We start from the raw sequence: 21,469 nt of genomic DNA on the forward strand, positions 1-21,469 counted from the left end.
AAATCAATTATTTAAATATGAATTTTATGAAAACAAGTAAATTTTTTATAAGCGCACTTTTTTGCCTCACCCTTATGACCTCATGTTCTAGTGACGATGACAATCCAATTCCAATTAATCCTGAAGAGCTAATTACCGATGTAACTTTAACATTCACAAATACGGCTAATTCAGCGGATACTGTGGTTTTGTATAGTGATGCCCCAGACGGTCAAGATGGTGCTTCTAGTGAATCAGTTACAGGAAGTTTTACGTCTGGAGCAACCTATGCTTTAACACTGGAAATCCTTAATACGTCAGAGACACCTGCAGATGATGTTTTGAATGATGATATTATCCCTGAAGCTGATGAGCATTTCATCACCTATGCCGTAAATGGTTTAAATTTAACCATGACAAGAGATGCTAATGATATCGATGGTCCTAACGGAAGTAAACTAGGGGTTAATACAACTTGGTCTGTAGGTGCAGCAAGTACTGGGAATCTACAAATCGTATTAACGCACGAACCAACATCTACTGATGATTCTGATGGATTTGGTACAGTTACAGGTGGTTCTGAAGATTTAATTATTACATTTAATAACGTTGAAATTCAATAGAAGAAAATCAACATAAAAAAAGCACTCCAAGGAGTGCTTTTTTTTTATGTTTTTAGTTTTGATTCTTCCTTTTTAAAAACATACGTATAAAACCACATCAAAGTAAATGTTGGTATCACGTCAAAGCCAGGCAGCGCTTCCTCGACGAAAGCGATCACACCTGCAATTTTTCCAGCTTTTCCAGCATATAGTTTGGTCATTAACCAACCCGAAATTGGTGCCCAAATAATATCTGAAAATTCCCCAACTCCTGGAATTATAAAGGAGACAAAGCCTAAAGCGTCCAGCAACAGACCAACTCCTAATTTTTTGTATTTATTCATAGTTTACATAAATCAATAATTATTCCAAACGAACGGTAGCTGCCATTTTCACATTAATAGCCATTAATTTTAGAACGTACTTAGCATTATAGAAGTTTAAGTATTTAATATTTAGCACTTACAATGAATTATTCAATCTTAGATCGCTTTTAACATTAGTAACCATAAGTGAAATTCAAACCAAGCAACCATTCAACTCATTTGCCATAATATCTACATTATAAAATTGTAGATTATGACATTAAGTATTATTTTCACAACGTATGAATAAAACTGTTATTTCCGCAAAGCAAATCAAGAAAGCCTACAAAGACCTCCAAGTTTTGAAAGGGGTTGATTTAACCATTTTAGAGGGCGAAGTTATCTCAATTGTTGGGGCTTCTGGTGCTGGCAAAACTACGTTGCTTCAAATTTTAGGCACCTTAGATAAACCCGATTACACATCAGATACGGAACTGATTATAAACGACCAATCCATAAAAACGTTGAATGATAAAGGTTTGGCAAAATTCAGGAATAAGAACATTGGCTTTATTTTTCAATTTCATCAATTGTTACCAGAGTTTACAGCATTAGAAAATGTTTGCATTCCTGCTTTTATAAATAACACCCCAAAAACAGATGCCGAAAAACGTGCTAAAGAACTATTGGATTATTTAGGTTTAAGCGAACGCATTCATCACAAACCCAACAGCATGTCTGGTGGCGAACAACAACGTGTAGCTGTGGCAAGAGCTTTAATCAATAATCCCAATATTATTTTTGCTGATGAACCTTCTGGAAACTTAGACAGTGAATCTGCGGATCAGTTGCATAATTTATTCTTCAAATTAAGAGACGAGTTTAACCAAACCTTTGTAATTGTAACGCATAACCAAGAATTGGCGGCTATGGCAGACCGAAAGTTGACTATGGTTGATGGGAAGATTGTGGGTTGATTTCTTAACCCTTCCGCAACATCCTTAGCGTAAAACCTCCCAACACTAAAATTACCACACCAATAATTGCCCAAAGCCAATACCCATTTTCAAAAAGTGGTGTTACCTTTTGCTGCTCTGGCTTTAAGATAACTTCCTCTGCTCCTACTTTTAAAGGCTTTAAATCATTAGGTATTTTAGATTTAAACTTATTGATATCATAATTAGGCTGTATTGCGGATGGATTTCCATAAACCAGCGTATAATCTGCTGGTTCTGTAAATCGACCAATTAGCCTATATTCATAACCTTTGGCAGTAACATCTGAAATGGTCAAGGGTTGGTTATCGCTATTATAAATCGTGATTTTTAGGTGTTTGGCAATCGTGTTTCCAAATTTAAACCGATTGGCTTCCAAAGAATTTAATGTGCCACTTGTTATTGTTTTGTAATGGTATTTCCATCCTTTTTCAGTTTTTGTGCTATCGCTGCGATATTCAATTTTTAGAGGTCTGTAATAATCAAAACTGTTGCTCACATCAATTTCTATTTGACTCAGCGCTATTGGCAACTCTAATTCTGCATTTATTGTGGTCGTTTTTAACTGTTTATCTTCTTTCGTTTTAAGTGATTTAATAAGGTATTTCACGGAATTTCCCTTTGTGATTTCGTGCTTGGAAAGTTGAGCAGATTCTAATTCCGGTTGTTCATTGTGTTTGATTATTAATCTATAAAAACGATATTTCGTTTCAGGAAACTCAAGGGTTGTAAATTTAAAATTGGTCGCTTCATTTTTAATGGCCAAGATTCTATAATCTTCAAGTATCTTAAACCATTCTTTTTGGTTTTGGCTGCCTTCTAAACCCACTTTCCAATCAAAATTAGTGTCATTGAAATTTAAGTTTATTTGGTTAATCGTATTTTCAGAATCTAACTGAAATGTAAAATAATAGTTATTGTCACTTTTCGTTTTATTGATGATTTTAAAAGGAATGGATTTATGTACTATTTTATCTGACAGTACTTCAAGAAAGTATGGCGCTTCTATAGTATCATTTTCTGTGGTGCCATATATTCTGAGGTCATTTAAATCCGAATTCAGCTTTCCAAATAAGGTATTCGGCAACGTGAGTTGATGCCATTCATCATTCACATTAGTTAATTCCCTTTTGAAATTATAGGTTTCCATTTGTGCCGAACAAAAAACCGTAAATCCTATTAGAAAACCTGCAAGTAGTTTAGTCTTTAGCATCATCTGTAATCTGGTTTTTGTATTTGTTGTATAAAAATGAAATGATTAAAAGCAGCACACCAAGCGATACAAACACGATGGTTTTTGAAATGGTATTCAGATGTACAATATCGTAAAAGAACAGCTTTATTAAGGTAATCCCAAAGAAAATCATACCTCCAATGCGCAAATAGGCTTTATCTTTCCAAATACCAAAAGCGATTAAAAGGAAGGAATACACACCCCAAAGTATGCTCAATCCTAATTTGTAAGATTGTGCTGAATCAAATAGATCCATCCAATGAATCAGCTCGCTACTTAACACCCAGATAATGGAAACGTGTAATAAAATATCATACGCAATCTTGAAACCTCTCGTTATGCCTTCACGCTTAATAAACTTATAACAGGTAAATAATGCCAAAGCCAAAAAGATAAACGACACATAGCGTATCCATAAATAAACGCTAGCCTTGACAAAATATTCAGAAGGATTTAAATAGCTTTCCCGTAACTCACTTATGGCATAAAGTCCTTGCGCTAAAAACATTACTATTGTAGCCACCGCAAGACCTATTGTTATTACTTCTAGAGCTTTGTTTTTGATGAATTTAAAACTCACATAAGCCAAGGCTGCCATAAACAATAACGAATAATTAAGAATCCAAATCGTTTTAAAATCCCTCAAATCATAATTTCTGATGGCGTTATTGTAATTATCTTCTGAAGTTATTTCAATTTTGGAAGTGTAAAATAATTGATCCCAATACAATTCAATTTCTAGCCTAAATGCATAATAAGCACTAAATATCAATATGGAAGGTATTATATAAGACCATAATTTGTTCCAATTAGAATCGGGTTTAAATGCCGAAACATAAGTTTCTTTTCTAGAAAGCCACACAATGAATCCAAATGCGGCCAGAAATAATAAAGAGGTTAAAAAATGAACATTAAAAATTGACGTCATTTCATTTTCAGTTGTCAAACCATAATAAAAACTATAAGCATTAGACCAATCTTGTAAAATACTTAAAAACGCCAATAGCATTAATGGATACGATAGTTTTTCGTAAACCGAAATGCCTTTTGTTCGGCCTAACCAAAATAACAAAGCAGCTTCACTTACCCATAATAAGGTGACCCAATTACCATTTAATTGCACAGGAATTGTTATTGTAATAAACACTAAAACCATGGCAGACGCTAAATAAAACAACTTTTTATCGCCTAGTTTCATCTTATAAAACAACACACTGACTATAAAATGAATAACCGCATTGCCCAATGTAAATAGACCTAATAATTGTGAACCCGTTTTGTTATCATTTAAGATCGCATAACCTAACCCATAAAACACGAAGGAATTGATCAATAACAAAACCACATCTCCAGAATTGAAGGCTTCTTTTTTTAGGAGTTTGTATGCTATAAATGTGATATAAAATATGAGGAAAAATACAGTTAGAAACGTTAAAGCTAGTCCAAAATGTTCTTCTGGACTATAGTCAATAAAGTACCAAGACATAAAAATAAGCCATGTAAATATAAAGGCTGAATAGTAAAGTGATTTCCAATATTTTTTGAACGAAATAATTAAAATTCCAATGTTAATAATCGCCATATAACCAAATAATATGTCTGCGCGACCAGAATCATTACTCAATAAAAAAGGCACCGCATAAGCACCCACCAAACCAATATGCGCAATGATCTGTCGGTTATAACTTATAGCTGCAACCACAGTAAATGCCGTAAAAATCACCATAAGAGCAAAGGCGACCGATTGCGGAATTAGCCCGTAAAAACTATAGGCAAAAAACGTGATAAAGTATAAAATTACGATAGCGCCACTTGTTAAAACAGCACTGTAAGATTCGTATTTTTCCTTGAGTTTAATACCAAAACCAAGTAAGCCAATAGCGGTTAAATACCCAAGGATAATTCGGGTCAAGGGACTTATTAAATCGTTTTCAATGGAATATTTTGCACCAATAGCCACACCTATAATCGTAATGATAATGCCGATTTTATTCAGAATGTTTTCACCTATAAATTTCTCTAAACTCGATTTTTGTTTTGGAACTTCCTGAGTATAATTTCGTGTTTGAGCTTTGTTGGACTCAATTTCACCTTCGGTTTCCAATATCGGTTCTGATTTTGGTGCAATGGATTCATCAATTCCAGATTGGGTTTTCACCTCAGGTTCAATAGGATGTTCTTTTTCTTCTATTGGCAACGGTTCTGTAATTAGTTCCTTCCCTATTTCATTCTGTTGATCTTTTGATGCTGCAGATTGCAACCGGTACAATTCCTCTTTAAGACTATTAATTTCAGCAGAAAACTCGGCTTGCTTTTTAAAAAGAAGTTCTAATTTTTCAATTAATTTATTTATAAGCTCATGATTTGATGCCATATAACATTGGTTTGGTTACCTTTTTAGATGAAAAAGACAAAGCTAAAATAGCTTTTAAAATTTAAATCTTCAATTCCACGGATTAAAGCACGGCTTAGGAAATATATTTCATGTTTTCAAAGTTTAGTATATAAATTAATCCAACCTTAATACATTGTTAACATCTGTTTAATTTTTTTAGGTTTCTAATATCATAAAATAGTATTTTCGCTTTACCTAAATTAAAACTAATGACAGTGACGGAGTTCGAACCTATTATTGAAGTGCTGGAAGAAGCCTACGAAATTCCACATCTTAATGCCACCCGAAAAATTTCGGCATTATTACCACACGAATATTACCAAACCGAAAAGCGCTATCCTGTACTCTATTTGCAAGACGGCCAAAACTTATTTAACCCAATGGCGCCGTTTGGAGATTGGGCCATTGATAAATCCATGGCCAAATTGGCCGAAGAAGGTTTTGGAGATCTCATAATTATTGCCGTAGATCATGGCAATGAAGAACGCATCAATGAATATTTGCCGTATTATCATCCAAGATTTGGAGAAGGAAAAGGTAATTTTTATATTCAATTTATGATTGAAAAATTAATTCCATACATCAACAGCCACTACCGAACCTTGACCGATTTTGACAATACCGGAATTGGAGGAAGCTCAATGGGAGGACTGATTAGTCTACACGCAGGACTGAAAAACCCCAAAGTTTTTGGTAAAATGATGATTTTTTCTCCCAGTTTATGGATTTCGAAAACGATTTTCAACAATACAAAAACCTTTCAACCGCTTGAAGAATCGAAGATTTATCTCTATTCTGGAGGAAAGGAAAGTATTGAGCATTTACCTAATGCGCAAAAACTTGGCGCAATAATTAAAGAACGTATGGTAAAAGGTTATCATATTGATTTTCATTTCTCCATTAACGAAGAAGGCAGCCATGCTGAAGAACATTGGCGCGAAGAATTCCCGAAAGCCGTAAAATGGCTCTATTTTTAATTCAATAATTATGACATACAAACACACTAAAACTTTAGATACTTCAAAAGATTTTATTCTACCCTGTAGAAAGGATAGTCTGCAAGCGATAAAAGATTTTCTTCCTATAGCAAAACCAGATTTTGATGGTAGTTTCTCAACGCATCAATTACTTTATGGTAGCCAAGGTAACAGAATATACCTCATAGGATTAGGAGAAGAAAAACACAGTGCTCAATTAGAGAAGACATTTCAAAAATTGGCCTTTGACACCCAGAAATATTGGAATAAATCGATACAAGTTTATGCTGAGGATTTAACAGAAGATGAAGTGAGAAAAGCGGTCATTGGATTAGAAATGGCGCAATATGAAATTGGAGAATTCAAATCGAAAAAAGATAAACAACATAAAATAACCGTATCATTTTCTTCAACCAAAAGCGTTAAGAAAATTTTAGACGAAGGTAAATACACAGGAGAAACCATCAACAAAATCAAAGGCTTGGTTGATGCACCACCAAATATCAAAACCCCTGAATTTTTGGGGAATTGGGCTGAAAAATCGGCTAAAGATGCCAAGTATAAATGTACCGTTCTCAAATATAAAGAACTTAAAAAACAAGGTTTTGAAGCGGTTCTATCCGTTGGAAAAGGTAGCGTGAACAAACCTGTAGTTATCATTAACGAATACAATGGTAAAACCAGTAAAAAAGTGGATATTGCTTTAGTTGGTAAGGGCATAACATTCGATTCTGGTGGATTATCCATCAAACCTTCCACCAACTTACATTACATGAAAAGTGATATGGGAGGTGCAGCCGTAGTTTTGGGTGTTGTGGAATTGATTGCCAAATTAAAACTAAAAATCAATATTGTTGGCATTGTCTGCTCAGCCGAAAATGCAGTAGATGCAGAAAGTTACCGACCTGGAGATGTTATTAATTCCTACTCTGGCAAAACCATAGAAATCATTGATACTGATGCCGAAGGCCGTTTGGTTTTAGCCGATGGTTTAAGTTATGCGGTGAAAAATTTAAAACCAGACTATCTAATTGATTTAGCAACCTTAACAGGAAGCGTCGTAAGAACCTTAGGTTATGAAGCCGCAGGAATGTTTACACATAATGAAGCTATGGCAAAAACCATGTCTGACATCGGCTACAAAGTACACGAACGCGTTTGGCAACTACCGATGTTCGAGGAATACAAAAGCGACTTACATAGCGATATCGCCGATTTAAGGAATTTTAGTGGTAAACCATTAACTGGAGCCACAAATGCAGCCCAATTTTTAGAATCTTTTACCGAAGACCATGAAAATTGGATGCATTTGGATATTGCAGGTGTGTCTTTTGGAAGTTCGCCTTATGCAAAGATGAAAAGTGCTTCGGGTTATGGCATACAGTTGATTACTGAATTTATTAAAGAAAAAGCTTTGAAGTAATTTAGAGTTTTGTAAATTGGTTAAAGCTAACTAATATGTCTTGATTCTTGGCTTTATAAGCGAAGCGGTCTAGATTCTAATCTAAATACCATGCCTAAAAAACCATTAAATTTCCTCTGCATTTCTACCTATTTCAAAGGTGAAGATTTTCTTAAAAGCTGTAAAGCAGAAGGCAATAATGTCTATCTACTAACAAAGAAAAAACTCGACCAAGAACCTTGGCCATGGGACTTTATTACCGATACGTTTTATGTTGAGGAATGGAATCAAAGTGATGTTGTAAAAGGTATTGCCTATAAATTTCGCACTATAAAATTTGATCGTTTTGTGGCGCTCGATGATTTCGATGTGGAAAAAGTAGCATTGCTTCGTGAACACTTTAGAATGCCAGGCATGGGAAGAACCACAGCGCACTATTTTAGGGATAAACTCGCTATGCGCGTAAAAGCAAAAGAAGAAGGTGTCAATGTTCCAGAATTTACAGACTTATTCAACAACGAGACTATCAACTCTTACGCTGATGACGTGAGTCCACCTTGGCTGATAAAACCAAGAATGGAAGCTTCTGCAACAGGAATTAAAAAAATTCATAGCAAGGATGAATTATGGCAAATCGTCAATGAATTAGGCGATGAACGCGATAATTATTTAGTCGAGAAATTTGCACCTGGCGATGTGTTTCATGTGGATGGTTTAAATGTCAACGGACAAGTTAAATTTGCCAGAGTCAGTAAGTACTTGGATACACCTTTCGAAGTCGCTCATGGAGGTGGCATTTTTAGATCTGCAAGTTCAGAAATTGGTTCGAAAGTAGAGAAAGGTTTACAAAAAATGAACGCACAGGTAATGAAAGCTTTTGGGATGCAGTTTGGAGCCTCACATACTGAATTCATTCAATCTAAAGCCACAGGCGAATTGTTCTTTTTAGAAACCTCTTCTCGTGTTGGTGGTGCTAATTTAGCCGAAATGGTAGAAGCCGCTTCTGGAATAAATCTCTGGGCAGAATGGGCAAGAATTGAAGGTGCTAACCTTAGAAAAAAAGCTTATAAGCTTCCAAAAACAAACAACCAATACGCAGGAATCGTAGTGTCTTTGAGTCGCTTTGAGCATCCTGATACTTCAAGTTTTACAGATGAAGAAATTGTTTGGCGAATGAACAAAGCTTGGCATATTGGTTTGATTGTAGCTTCTGACTCTAGTGAGCGCGTCTTAGAGTTGCTCGATCAATATACAAAACGTATTGGAGAAGAATTTCATGCGAGTTTGCCTGCTCCTGATAAGTCGCTGTAAGTGGGTTTCTCGTCCGAAAAAAGGACGTAACAAAAACTGTTAATTAATGAAATTTACAAAACCTGTAAGGTTTTAAATCCTTGTAGGATATAATTATCCTTCAAAAAACCCAGTACTACCGCCAACCCAAGTTTTATCCTTATTGTATTTTACGCCTACCATTTCACCTTTGCTCAAACGCATCAGATTACTGACTATTTCGGTTTTATTGGTTTTGGAATTGTGGAGCATCATCATTCTAATTTCACATTTAGCTGGTACATCCATGGTTTCAATGACTGGTGCATATGCCACTTTTTCTTGAAGTAAATAATTGGATTTATTGGTAATACCATTAATCATGTCTTTGGTTACATGAATTTGTACGCCTGCACCTGCAAAAGAATACAACGGTTTTAGCACATAGTTTTCTAAATCTGTTGGAATGCGCTCTAATTTATTTAAATAATAAGACTTTGGCACATAATCGCCTTTTAGTAAAGGCATAGTGTACTTACTGATTCTGTAAAACCAGTTGGGATGACCAATCCATTCCGCATCAATCTCATCTTGAAAACTGAATTCCGTTTTAAGATCGGTTCTTTGGTGTAATTCGTCAAAAATAATACGATTGTATATTTTTAGAACCTCCACTTCGCCTCCATTCTCGTCTAAATAAAAAAGTGTTTTTCCTCTTTTTTTCAAATCCGTAATACATAGTACTTTAATACCTAACTTTTCTGCTGTGGCATAAAAATCAATAGCTGTAGCCTGTTGTTCTGGTTCTATTTCTAATAGTATAACCTGTTTTGGATTCGTGTCGCCAACAATTTCTTGTTTCAGCAAGTCTAGATAATCATTAGAAGTCATTCCATTTAAATGTTGGGTAAAACCCTGAGGAATAACATTTCCAAAATGTTCCACATATTTTTGCCCTACTAATTCTTGAAAATAATACAACGAAGGAAACCCTTGTAATTCAATTAATTTTGGCGTTAAATTACCGTCTTCATCCTTGCAAATCCCAAAATCGAGTTGAATAAACTTAGACTGTTCATCTTCATTTGGTACAATGGTATTGGGATCAAAAAATGCGCCATCAGTCAGCTCCTTAAAGTTCGGTTTGTTAATAACCGACATTATATCATCACAGGCTTCCACTAATTTTTGTTTTAATGCCTTAGGCAAAAAAACAGGTGTTTCCGCAATTTTAAAAGGCACATGATAATCAAATGTTCCATCAATATCTTTTAAAAAGGCTTGATACTTTTCTTCTGAAAAATTAGAATTATAGGCGTTTCTGATCGGCTTTATCATGTTCTATTAGGACATTACAGGTTGTTTATTTTTAATAATCGCATTCTGGATAAACTTAGGTAATATGGTTTTGTAAGTCAAAGCAACTTTATCCGGATCATCAATACGGTCCATCATCTGAGCATACTTTTCTTTACCAAAACTATCAATCACTTTTTTCTTGTTTTCTTCCCTATTAAAATAGGCCTCCATACTTACTGGCTCTGCTTCAGGATGAAATTGGGTTCCCACAAATTCTTCAGAAAAACGAACGGCCATTATAGCACGTTCTAATTCTACATGTGTCCTAATTTTTTCTAAACTCAAAATGGTAGCACCCTGTTTTTTAAATACCGTCAATTTTGGTTGAATCAATTGCCAGTCTCTAGAATCAACAGCATAAAACGGGTCATTCAAGCCTTCAAAAATGAGATCATTATGACCTTTTTTGGTTTGATGAACCTTTAAAATTCCGAACGACGTACTTCGTCTTGGTTTAATTGCTCCCAGTTGAAAATAATCGCAAATCACCTGAAACGAATAACAAATAAAAAAAACATGCTTTTTTTGTTCTGCATTAGTTTTATTAATATCCCAAAGGTTCTGCATCAACTGTAAATAGGGTTTTCTCCATTCGCCTTCTTCCAATGGACTTCCTGGTCCACCACTCGAAATATAAATATCGAATGACGTATCTGGTAATTCTTGTTTTGCCCTGACGTTGAAGATTTGGATACTAACGTCATCAGTAAACACATGCGCAATTTCTGCTATACAACGCAACCCTTGGTTGGGCTCGTCATTGTTCATGTCTAAAATTGCTAGTTTTAATTTTTCTGTTTTCATGTTTATTTATCGTCTTTCGAATTACGTTGAAATTTATCTTCGCAAGAAATATATGTCTTACTCTATAATCCTCAAGATAAACTTCAGCGGTCATCTGATAAGTAGGTTATTTTATAATCCGGAAATTGTTTGTTCAGTAACGTAATCCACAACTTTGGTAAGATCGTTTGTTTGCTTAAATATTTCTAATTGACGGTCTGCTCCTGTACCATTTTTAAGTATTTGATGCAAATATTCAATTTCTTTACGAGAGCCTAAGTCATCCACAACATCATCAATAAAATCCAATAGCTCTAACATTAAGAGTCTGGTTTCAACTTCAGCTTGCTTTCCAAAATCAATCATTTTTCCATCAATTCCATAACGGCTTGCTCGCCATTTATTTTCGTTAATCAACGCTCGGTGATAATTCATGAAATTTAGATTGTGCCTTCTTAAGTCATATAACTTAGCCACCAATGCTTGAATTATTGCCGTAATACATACGGTTTCATTCACGGTTAATGGTATGTCACAAATCCTGACTTCTAAAGTTGGGAAAAAGGGATGCACTCTAATATCCCACCAAATTTTCTTTGGGTTATCAATACATTTAGTTTTAACCAAAAGATTAACGTAATTCTCGTAATGCGCATAGTTTTCAAAAATTCCAGGAATACCTGTTCTAGGAAATTTATCAAACACCTTTGATCTAAATGATTTAAAACCTGTATTTCTTCCCTCCCAAAACGGAGAATTAGTTGACAACGCATACAAATGCGGTAAAAAATAACGCATGGCATTTACTAAATGTATGGCCATTTCTTTATCCTCCATACCAACATGTACGTGTAATCCAAAAATTAAATTAGAACGTGCAGTATCTTGAAGTTCAGTAATAATCTCATCATAACGAGGGTTCGGCGTAATCAGTTGGTGTTCCCATTTCGAAAACGGATGTGTACCTGCCGCACCAATTTTAAATCCTAAATCATTCGCAATATTAGATACTGATTTTCGCAAATGTGAAATTTGTTCTCGAGCATCCGTAATATCCTCACAAATATTTGTACCTACTTCTACAACGGCCTGATGCATTTCTGCCTTGCACTGATCGCCCATAACTTTTGACGCCTCTGTTACAATTTGCTGGTCGTGTGAAATTAATTCGCGAGTAACAGGGTCAATAATTTGGTACTCTTCTTCAATACCTAAAGTAAACTTCATATATAGCGGTTGGTTAGATTAAACCTGACCACAATACATAGTCAGGTTTTTAAATTATCTATTTTTTAGCTGCTTTCTTCTTAGGAGTAGCCATTTTTACTGTCGTTTTCTTAGCATCTGTTTTTGCTTTGGTCGTCTCAGTTTTAGTAGAAGCTGCTTTTTTTATTGGAGCTTTCTTTATAGGTGCTTTAGTCGCTGTAGTTTCTTTAGCTACTACCGTTTTAGCAGGTGCCTTTTTTACAGCTGCCTTCTTGGTAACCTTCGTTTTTACAGGCACTTTAGCAGCTGTCTTCTTTTCCGCAGTCTTGGCTTTGTTCGCTGAAACTTTGGCAGAAGCTGACTGGGATGCTGCCTTCTTTGCCGTTGGCTTTTTTGAAGCCGCTTTTTTAGCAGGTGTCTTTGAAGCTTCCATCTGGTCTTTTACAAAAGTTCCCCAAGTAAGGTTCATTTTACCTTTTTTGTATTGTTTTGCTTTGTCAATGGCCATATTCGCAGCATTCTCTACAATCCAATCAAAATTATCTTGACCTACAGAATTTATATCTGCATCTGGCGCAGGATTACAAAAATCAATCGCATAAGGCACACCATCTCTAATAGCAAACTCAACTGTATTGAAATCGTAACCTAAAGCTTTGTTTAATTTGATACAGTATTCTTCAACTAAATCCAAGATTTTTTTATCCACAGGTTCGCCATCCAAAACATAGCGTAAATGATGAGGGTTTCTAGGTTCGTATTGCATAATATGCACTTTGTCAGTTCCTAACACATAACATCTAAAGTATTCCGTGAAGTTAATTTCCTCTTGGAGCATCATCACTAAATTCTCGGTTTCTCTATGCTTTTCCCATAAATCATCAGGATTTTCTACACGGTAAACACTTTTCCATCCGCCACCATCATGTGGTTTCATATACGCTGGAAAGCCAATAGTATTGAACATCTTTTCCCAATCAAAAGGGAATTTCATGTTTCTAAAGGAGTTTTCATCCGTACCTTCTGGTCGATGCGATGATGGCAATATGAAGGTCTTTGGTACTGGAACCCCAATTTTTTCAGCTAGTGCATTGTTGAAAAACTTTTCGTCTGCACTCCACCAAAATGGATTGTTTATGACGGCCGTTCCTGTAATGGCAGCGTTTTTTAAATAGGCTCTATAAAACGGAACATCTTGCGATATTCTGTCTATAATTACTGCATATTCATCAGATTTTGCTTGTTCTACAGTATCAATTGATACGGCTTCTGCAACCATATCCTTAATGCCCTGAGACTTAATTTTTTCGTTAACTCTGTCAATAAATGCCCAAGGAAAGGTATCTTCTTGACCGAATAAAATGCCTATTTTTTTCATATTTAAATGGATTAGTTAGTTTGTTTATAATTTTGATAAATAATGTGGAAACATTCTGTTCCATAAGGGCCAATCGTGTTCAGCCCATTTATGTTCATCATACCAGAAAGGTATGTTTTTTTCTGTTAATATCCCAGCCAATCGCTTATTGGCATCTAAACAAATATCCCATTCCCCTACGCCTAGTACAATTTTCATGTTCCATAAATCTGGATGATTCGCTCCTGGTAAAAAATCCACGGGATTATTAAAAAACACATTGTCATCATAATGACCATCAACAAAAGATTTAATATCGAATGATCCACTCATGCTAAACATATGGCTCACACGATCTGGATGTCTAAAGGCAAAATTAGCCGCTTGGTATCCACCAAAACTAGGTCCGGCGACAGCGACTTTATGCATTCTTTTTTCTTCACATATTTTATTGACCACTTCATTCATAATAAACTCATCGAACCAAGCGTGATTTTTCGCGCGATCTGCAGGATGAATATTCTTATTATACCAACTCAATTCATTGATACTATCAGGACAATAAATTTGGACCAAACCTTGCTCTGCAAACCAACGCACAGATTCCACAAGTCCCATATCCCGACACTCATTATGTTTCCCCATGGTTGTAGGAAATAAAATTACAGGATAACCAGCATGTCCGAAAACTAGCATTTCTATATCCTTACTTAAAGTTGGTGAGTACCATTTAAAATGTTCTTCCTTCAATTGTTTAGTTTTAAAATAGTTAACTTAAATTTTAAGCGCACAAATTTAGACTATTTGTTTCAGATTGCGTGAAAAGAGATGTTTTTATTACAAGAATAATTTAACTAAAATTATTAACAAAATCGTTTTCGAAATATAAAAGAATAAACATTAAGCTTTAAAAGACTGATAATCAATGAGTTTTTGCGGATAATTCCTAGTTCAAAACTTTCATTGCCTCAAAAACTAATTTCGCTACTGCCATAGCGCCTTCAGGTTGAAAATGGGTTTGATCAGAACTCCCGTCAGGATAAGCTATATACTTATCTTTAGGCAAGTTCATAAAGTAATTTTTACTAACAAAGTCGCGACCTTTTTTACTGAAATAATCCATTGACAATTTATTGAGGTCAATAAAATAGGCTCCCAATTCATCAGCAACTTCAAATGCTGCGTCAGGATATTCGCCATGTACATTTTCTAAATGATCATCTTTCCATGGGTAGTTTCTTGCTACAGGAGTTAATATGATTGGTTTTGCCTTTTTTTCGAAAGTCTGTGTAGTAAATAATCGTAAAAACTCCTTATACCCCTCTATATCAACGTAACGCTCTGGATTTTTCACAGATGCATCATTATGACCAAATTGCATCATCACGATATCGCCTTCCTTGAGATTTTCATAAACCGACCTCCAAAGCCCTTCCTGAAAAAATGTTCTGGTACTGCGACCACCTCTTGCACGATCATCAACTATAACGCTGTCAGCTTGGATTAAAGGTTTGAAATTATTCAATTCCGACGCCGTAAATAATTCTTGAAAAACTTGTCCCCAACCTGTTTTGGGATATTTCTTTTGATAATAATCCTGTCCTTCTCCGTAATTAACGGCATAATTTGCTACAGTCGAATCTCCGATTAAGTAAATAGTTACTGGATTATTGTCTCGTGATGTACAATGACTCATGAGTACAAAAAGTAATATTGTCGCTAATACGTTTTTCATTTTTTTGTTTTATGCTGCGCATATTAATACAGAATATTGAGCACCAAAGTATTTACACATTATAAGATAAGTTATTCAAAATAGCAGGCACATATAAATTCTACTATTGCAATTACAGCTCGTTAATACTGATTCATTCTAAATTTGCTACAAATTTAATGATGTAAGTTTTCTTCAATAACTTAAATCAATAACTCCTGAAGCTAACTCAATACTCGTAACCAAAGTTAGTTTTTAAAACTCGAAAAACCAATAGTTTCTAACTCATATCTATTTATTGCTTGTAGGGATAATACTTTAAAGATTTTATAATAAAAGCTAATTTTCAATTCTTAAAGACTAACAAAATGAGTAATTTTGTGGTGCTTAAAAATTTATATACAATGACTTACAGAATAGAAAAAGACACGATGGGCGAGGTTAAAGTACCTGCCGATAAACTTTGGGGTGCGCAAACCGAGCGTTCTCGAAATAACTTTAAAATTGGTGCACCTGCTTCAATGCCTTTAGAAATCGTATATGGCTTCGCTTATCTCAAAAAAGCAGCGGCTTATGCCAACTGTGAATTGGATGTTTTATCTCAAGAAAAGCGTGATTTAATTGCAAAAGTATGTGATGAAATTTTAGACGGACAGCATAATGATCAATTTCCTTTGGTCATTTGGCAAACAGGTTCTGGTACGCAAAGCAACATGAATGTCAATGAAGTTGTCGCCAATAGAGCGCATCAAATGGCAGGAAAAACAATAGGCGAGGGCGAAAAAACCATTCAGCCTAATGATGATGTGAATAAATCTCAATCGTCTAACGACACCTTTCCAACAGGAATGCATATTGCAGCCTACAAAAAAGTGGTCCAAACCACGATTCCTGGTGTTATTCAATTACGAAATACATTGCATAAAAAAGCGCTGGAATTTAAAGAAGTTGTAAAAATTGGCAGAACTCATTTAATGGATGCCACACCTTTAACCTTAGGTCAGGAATTTTCGGGTTATGTATCCCAATTGGATCACGGATTAAAAGCATTGGAACATACATTAGCACATTTAAGTGAACTGGCTTTGGGTGGAACCGCTGTTGGCACTGGCTTGAACACACCAGAAGGATACGATGTTTTAGTGGCTAAATACATCGCTGAATTCACGGATTTACCTTTTATTACTGCCGAAAATAAATTTGAAGCCTTGGCGGCTCATGATGCTATTGTAGAAACCCATGGTGCCTTAAAACAATTGGCGGTTTCCTTGAACAAAATCGCTAATGATATTAGAATGATGGCCTCTGGTCCGCGTTCAGGCATTGGAGAAATTATCATTCCAGCTAACGAACCTGGAAGTTCTATTATGCCCGGAAAAGTGAACCCAACCCAATGTGAAGCCTTGACCATGGTCTGTGCGCAAGTGATGGGTAACGATGTTGCAATTTCTGTTGGTGGTACACAAGGGCATTACGAGCTGAATGTTTTTAAACCAATGATGGCGGCGAATATTTTACAATCTGCGCAATTGATCGGTGACGCTTGTGTAAGTTTTGAGGAGCATTGTGCTAGTGGAATTGAGCCTAACCACCAAGTCATTAAGGAATTATTGAATAATTCGTTAATGCTAGTTACCGCTCTAAATACTAAAATCGGATATTATAAAGCTGCGGAAATCGCAAATACCGCTCATAAAAATGGTACTACCCTCAAAGAAGAAGCTGTAAATTTAGGTTACGTTTCTGCTGAAGATTACGACGAATGGGTAAAACCTGAAAATATGGTCGGAAGTTTAAAATAACGATTAAATGAATTAAAAGTTCGGCAAAGTGCGTTTTTTTTCGATTAATTACTATATTAGCATTGATAAATTTAAATACATATGAAACATAAATTACTTTTTGGATTTGCAATGCTTAGTTGTTTTGCTTTTGCCCAAACCACTTTTTTACCAAAAGTTGGTATTAATACTAATACTGGAGATGCTCCATACACCATCGCATCTGGTTTAATTGATGGAGATGCTCTACCAGATATTATAATCGGAACCAATTTAGGTAACACGCTTGAGTGGTATAAAAATAATGGGGACAACACATTTACAATTCAACCTTTAATATCTAATACATTGGATGGCATTGGAGGTTTAGCCCTTGTAGATTTAAACAACGATGGTTTTTTGGACCTATTAACCACAGCATACAATAATGATTCCGTTGCATGGTATCCCAATGATGGTACAGGAAATTTTACGACTGAAAATATCATTTCCAATAGTATTCTAGGTGCTTCAGGATTCGCATTAGGAGACATCAATAATGATACTTTTCTTGATATAGCAGTAACAGCTTATGACGGAGACGAAGTGGTTTGGTTTTCTGGTAATGGCACAGGAAGCTTTACACTAGAAGCAAATAAAATTGACGACACGTTAAATGCTCCGGGAGTTGTAAATATGAGTGATATTGATGGAGATGGTGATTTAGATGCCTTAGTTGCAACCGCTGTTTATGGTGGTGATGTTATTGAAATTTTTAGAAATGATTTAATTCCTGGAGGAACGGTGTCTTTTATAAAAGATGCAACTTCTGTAACTACAGGAAAAGTTGGAATGTTTAATGCCACTTTCGAAGATTTGGATGGTGATGCTAATCTCGATATTTTGGCAACAGAGGTTTCATATGGTGGTGGACCAACAGGTAATTTATACTGGTTTGAAGATAATGGTTCTGGATTTACCGAAACTGTATTCACAACATCAATCGCTAATCCTTCCGTAGCGCAATTTAGGGATTTAGATAATGATGGCTTAAACGATATAGTTTTGAGCAGTGGAAAATCTAATGCTGGCAATGACATTGTTTGGTTTAAAAATAATGGCGCTGGCAGTTTTGATAGCGAACTAGTTATTGATGCCACGCAAAGTCAAACCTTTGTATATACGATTACCGATTTTGATATGGATGGCGATTTAGATATTGCAAGTTGCGCCTACAATCAAGATGATTTAAATTATTTTGAAAACCAGAAAATTGTACTTAGTGTTCCAAATTCTGAACTTCAAGCAATTTCAATACATCCCAATCCGACAAAAGATATTTTAAATTTTGAAGGTTTAAACGAAACCATTATTGTTTCAGTTTTTGATGTGCTAGGAAAACAAGTTCTAGAACAAAAATTACACCTGGGAGAAACACTTAATGTTTCGCAATTGACCAATGGTCTATACACTATTAAGATTAATAATAAAACATCTTCAAAGTTCTTGAAAGAATAAGAAATAGGTTCATCTAATTTTTAAAACGCTAGTAAATTTTAACTAGCGTTTTTTTTTGTTCAAAAAAATAGCAATCTTTACAAAAACACCAATCAACTATGTCCATTCTAATTACCAATATCAAACAGCTTTTACAAGTCCACGATACTAATGTCACAATTGTAAAAGGAAGTGACATGAAAGATTTATCCATTCTAGAAAATGCCTATGTCTATATTGAGCACGATACGATTATAGAATTTGGTACAATGGATGAATACAGTACAATTGAAGCTGAAACAATCATTGATGCTACTGGAAAAATAGTCTTACCGTCTTGGTGCGATTCGCACACGCACATTGTTTATGCAGGCGATAGAACATCTGAGTTTGTCGATAGAATAAACGGTTTATCTTATGCTGAAATTGCCAATAATGGCGGCGGCATTTTGAATTCGGCGAAAGTGCTTCAAGACACTTCAGAAGATGATTTATATGCGCAATCCATAAAAAGATTAAACGAACTTATCGCGATGGGCACTGGCGCTATAGAAATAAAAACAGGCTATGGTTTAACTTTAGAAGCGGAATTAAAAATGCTTCGCGTTATCAAGCGGATCAAGCAAGAGAGTTTAGCAAAAATTACACCAACCCTTTTAGCTGCTCATGCTATTCCAGCAGAATTTCAATCCAAAAAACAAGATTATATAACATATATCACAGAAGAATTAATACCGAAGGCTGCAGAGTTGCGCATTACTAATTACATTGATGTCTTTTGCGAGGAAGGCTATTTTGATATTGAAGATACCGAAGCCATTTTAGAAGCCGGAAAAAAATACAATCTAAAACCAAAAATTCATGTGAACCAGTTTAATATACTTGGAGGTGTTGCGCTTGGTGTAAAATACAATGCCCTTTCTGTAGATCATTTAGAAGAATTAGGTGATAATGATATTGAAGCTTTAAAAGGAAGTGATACTATGCCTGTGGCGTTACCCGGTTGTTCATATTTTTTAAGTATTCCTTATACGCCTGCCAGAAAACTCATTGATGCTGGTTTACCATTAGCCATTGCAACGGATTATAATCCAGGTTCTGCACCAAGTGGAAACATGAATTTCATTGTTGCTGCAGCATGTGTAAAATTAAAAATGACGCCCGAAGAAGCCATAAACGCAGCAACCATTAATGGCGCTTATGCCATGGGAGTTAGTAATATGTACGGTAGTATTACCAGAGGAAAAAAAGCAAATCTCATTATTACAAAACCTATGAATCATTATAGTGAAATTCCATATGCGTTTGCTCATAACCCAGTTGAACAAGTCATTATCAATGGTCAACTTTTAGAATAAAAATCAATTTAGTCCGATAAAAGACAAAAGACCGCTGCGCTTTTAGAATCAAGAACATAGCCAAGCTCTAAATAACTGAGAAACAGAATTAAATAATTTTAGCATTTTTTTATAGTTCATTATCTTTAAAATATAAAGGTGTCTTAATTTTAATACGCTTGAAACCCTATTATGTTTGTCAAGCAATAAACCTCAACTTTAACTGGACATTGATTAAAATAGAAAATCCAAAGGTTTACTCATTTAGAATTTAACCAAAAAAAATCCAGAAGCGAACTTCTGGATTTTTTGCTATCAATCAAATATGTTTTTTCTTACTTCAATTCAAATTCAGAAGAAGAAATTAATGCTTTATCGTTAAATACATTTATTTTGTAGCGTCCTTTTTCGAATTTAGAATCTTCTAATTCATTAATATATTCGCATATATTTAAGCTTCTGTTTTCGTAGTTAAAACGACTAATTAAACTGTAGTTTAAAACCTGGTCTTCAAATTCTATCTGGTCGTTAGAACCTAAAACATTGTTCATAGGATCAATAACCTGTACATATAATTCTTTATCTCCAGCTTCAGTCAACGTGTTTTTAGCAACCGTAAAACAAACTTTAAGTTTATCACTTCTTGTTGCACGTTCCGTCGGAATTTGTTTTCCGCTTCGTCTTTCAATAACACCCATTCCTACTAAACCTACAGTTTGTAGAGCAGCAGCATCTTTTACAACAGTTGCCAGTTCAGTATTTTGTACTAAAAGTGAATCCGTAAACATCGTACGCTCTGCTAATTGAATATTTGTACTATCTAAAGAGGTTGCCAAGTATTGGTTTTCAACTTTTAAACGGTCGTTTTCAGTTAAAAGAATATCCATTTCTTCCTGTAGAGCCATGTACTTCTTTTTGTAACTCCATAAGCTACCAACGCTGTTTTGAGACACTTTAAGAGAATCCATTAAACCTACAATACGTTCTCTTGCCGCAATAAGATCTTGATTCGTAACTTCACTCTCAGCAATTGCCTCGTCATAATCTTTGGCCATATTGTTAAGATCATTCATTACTTGTTGTTTCTCACTCACTAATAATTTTTCGTTTTCTTGCTTTTCGCTATAAAGCTTAGACGTGTAAAAAGCTGTTCCTAAGAATAAGACTAGTAAAATTCCTAATCCAACTTTTAGACCTGTACTTGATTTTTGTGAACCTTCCATAAATTCTTTGGTTTTAAATATTGTTAATAGTTGTTTTTAAATTTTTATTTGAGGTTAAAATAATTAAATAAAACT

Annotated in this window: 17 protein-coding genes and 1 pseudogene; 8 read left to right on the forward strand and 10 right to left on the reverse strand. The window is 35.0% G+C overall.

Annotated features, from left to right (window positions below; translation table 11 throughout):
* The first annotated feature begins 26 nt into the window (after positions 1-26).
* Entirely contained in the window at positions 27-602 is a 576-nt protein-coding gene (locus HM987_RS10550) for a type 1 periplasmic binding fold superfamily protein (RefSeq protein WP_179007874.1), read from the forward strand.
* Positions 603-646: 44 nt separating this feature from the next.
* On the opposite strand, the gene HM987_RS10555 is transcribed toward HM987_RS10550, so the two are convergent.
* Entirely contained in the window at positions 647-925 is a 279-nt protein-coding gene (locus tag HM987_RS10555) for a hypothetical protein (RefSeq protein ID WP_179007876.1), read from the reverse strand.
* 263 nt (positions 926-1,188) lie between these two features.
* On the opposite strand from HM987_RS10555, the gene HM987_RS10560 reads away from it, so the two are divergent.
* On the forward strand, positions 1,189-1,863 hold the full coding sequence (locus HM987_RS10560) for an ABC transporter ATP-binding protein (protein ID WP_179007878.1): 675 nt from the start codon (positions 1,189-1,191) through the stop codon (positions 1,861-1,863).
* Between the two features lie 4 nt (positions 1,864-1,867).
* Here HM987_RS10560 and HM987_RS10565 read toward each other — a convergent pair whose 3' ends face one another.
* The gene (locus HM987_RS10565) at positions 1,868-3,097 is read right to left on the reverse strand and encodes a DUF3999 family protein (RefSeq protein ID WP_179007880.1); all 1,230 of its coding nucleotides are present in this window, start codon (positions 3,095-3,097) and stop codon (positions 1,868-1,870) included.
* On the reverse strand, positions 3,081-5,489 hold the full coding sequence (locus HM987_RS10570; RefSeq protein ID WP_179007881.1) for a DUF2339 domain-containing protein: 2,409 nt from the start codon (positions 5,487-5,489) through the stop codon (positions 3,081-3,083). Before HM987_RS10570 ends, HM987_RS10565 begins: the two co-directional genes overlap by 17 nt.
* 230 nt (positions 5,490-5,719) lie before the next feature.
* Here HM987_RS10570 and HM987_RS10575 point away from each other — a divergent pair, with 230 nt between their 5' ends.
* The 3 genes from HM987_RS10575 (at position 5,720) to HM987_RS10585 (ending at position 9,200) form a co-directional block, all read left to right on the forward strand.
* Positions 5,720-6,487 (forward strand): alpha/beta hydrolase, encoded by a 768-nt coding sequence (locus tag HM987_RS10575; RefSeq protein ID WP_179007883.1) that lies wholly within the window; start codon positions 5,720-5,722, stop codon positions 6,485-6,487.
* Between the two features lie 10 nt (positions 6,488-6,497).
* Entirely contained in the window at positions 6,498-7,910 is a 1,413-nt protein-coding gene (locus HM987_RS10580) for a leucyl aminopeptidase family protein (protein ID WP_179007885.1), read from the forward strand.
* A 90-nt stretch (positions 7,911-8,000) separates the two neighbouring features.
* On the forward strand, positions 8,001-9,200 hold the full coding sequence (locus HM987_RS10585) for an ATP-grasp domain-containing protein (protein ID WP_179007887.1): 1,200 nt from the start codon (positions 8,001-8,003) through the stop codon (positions 9,198-9,200).
* 93 nt (positions 9,201-9,293) lie between these two features.
* Here HM987_RS10585 and HM987_RS10590 read toward each other — a convergent pair whose 3' ends face one another.
* From HM987_RS10590 to HM987_RS10615, 6 genes and pseudogenes are all read right to left on the reverse strand, one after another.
* A complete protein-coding gene (locus tag HM987_RS10590) occupies positions 9,294-10,496 on the reverse strand; it encodes a hypothetical protein (RefSeq protein WP_179007889.1) in 1,203 nt (400 codons plus the stop codon).
* 6 nt (positions 10,497-10,502) lie between these two features.
* Positions 10,503-11,321 carry a type 1 glutamine amidotransferase gene (locus HM987_RS10595; RefSeq protein ID WP_179007891.1) on the reverse strand — a complete coding sequence of 273 codons (819 nt, stop codon included), beginning with the start codon at positions 11,319-11,321 and terminating at the stop codon, positions 10,503-10,505.
* Positions 11,322-11,432: 111 nt separating this feature from the next.
* Positions 11,433-12,527 (reverse strand): carboxylate-amine ligase, encoded by a 1,095-nt coding sequence (locus HM987_RS10600; protein ID WP_179007893.1) that lies wholly within the window; start codon positions 12,525-12,527, stop codon positions 11,433-11,435.
* Positions 12,528-12,933: 406 nt separating this feature from the next.
* Positions 12,934-13,884, reverse strand: a pseudogene (locus tag HM987_RS10605) (ATP-grasp domain-containing protein); the annotation flags it as partial.
* 24 nt (positions 13,885-13,908) lie between these two features.
* Entirely contained in the window at positions 13,909-14,613 is a 705-nt protein-coding gene (locus tag HM987_RS10610) for an esterase family protein (protein ID WP_179007895.1), read from the reverse strand.
* A gap of 196 nt (positions 14,614-14,809) precedes the next feature.
* Entirely contained in the window at positions 14,810-15,598 is a 789-nt protein-coding gene (locus HM987_RS10615) for a rhamnogalacturonan acetylesterase (protein WP_179007897.1), read from the reverse strand.
* Positions 15,599-15,981: 383 nt separating this feature from the next.
* On the opposite strand from HM987_RS10615, the gene fumC reads away from it, so the two are divergent.
* The 3 genes from fumC to hutI all read left to right on the forward strand — a co-directional run bounded on the left by fumC (position 15,982) and on the right by hutI (position 20,192).
* Positions 15,982-17,379, forward strand: a complete 1,398-nt coding sequence (gene fumC, locus HM987_RS10620) for a class II fumarate hydratase (protein ID WP_179007899.1) — start codon at positions 15,982-15,984, stop codon at positions 17,377-17,379.
* Between the two features lie 81 nt (positions 17,380-17,460).
* A complete protein-coding gene (locus HM987_RS10625; RefSeq protein WP_179007901.1) occupies positions 17,461-18,855 on the forward strand; it encodes a T9SS type A sorting domain-containing protein in 1,395 nt (464 codons plus the stop codon).
* A 98-nt stretch (positions 18,856-18,953) separates the two neighbouring features.
* On the forward strand, positions 18,954-20,192 hold the full coding sequence (gene hutI, locus HM987_RS10630) for an imidazolonepropionase (protein WP_179007903.1): 1,239 nt from the start codon (positions 18,954-18,956) through the stop codon (positions 20,190-20,192).
* A 314-nt stretch (positions 20,193-20,506) separates the two neighbouring features.
* Here hutI and HM987_RS10635 read toward each other — a convergent pair whose 3' ends face one another.
* Positions 20,507-21,394, reverse strand: coding sequence for a chromosome partitioning protein ParA (locus tag HM987_RS10635; RefSeq protein WP_179007905.1), 888 nt, complete (start codon positions 21,392-21,394; stop codon positions 20,507-20,509).
* Positions 21,395-21,469: the final 75 nt, after the last annotated feature.

Source organism: Winogradskyella forsetii (assembly GCF_013394595.1).
Classification (GTDB): Bacteria; Bacteroidota; Bacteroidia; order Flavobacteriales; family Flavobacteriaceae; genus Winogradskyella; species Winogradskyella forsetii.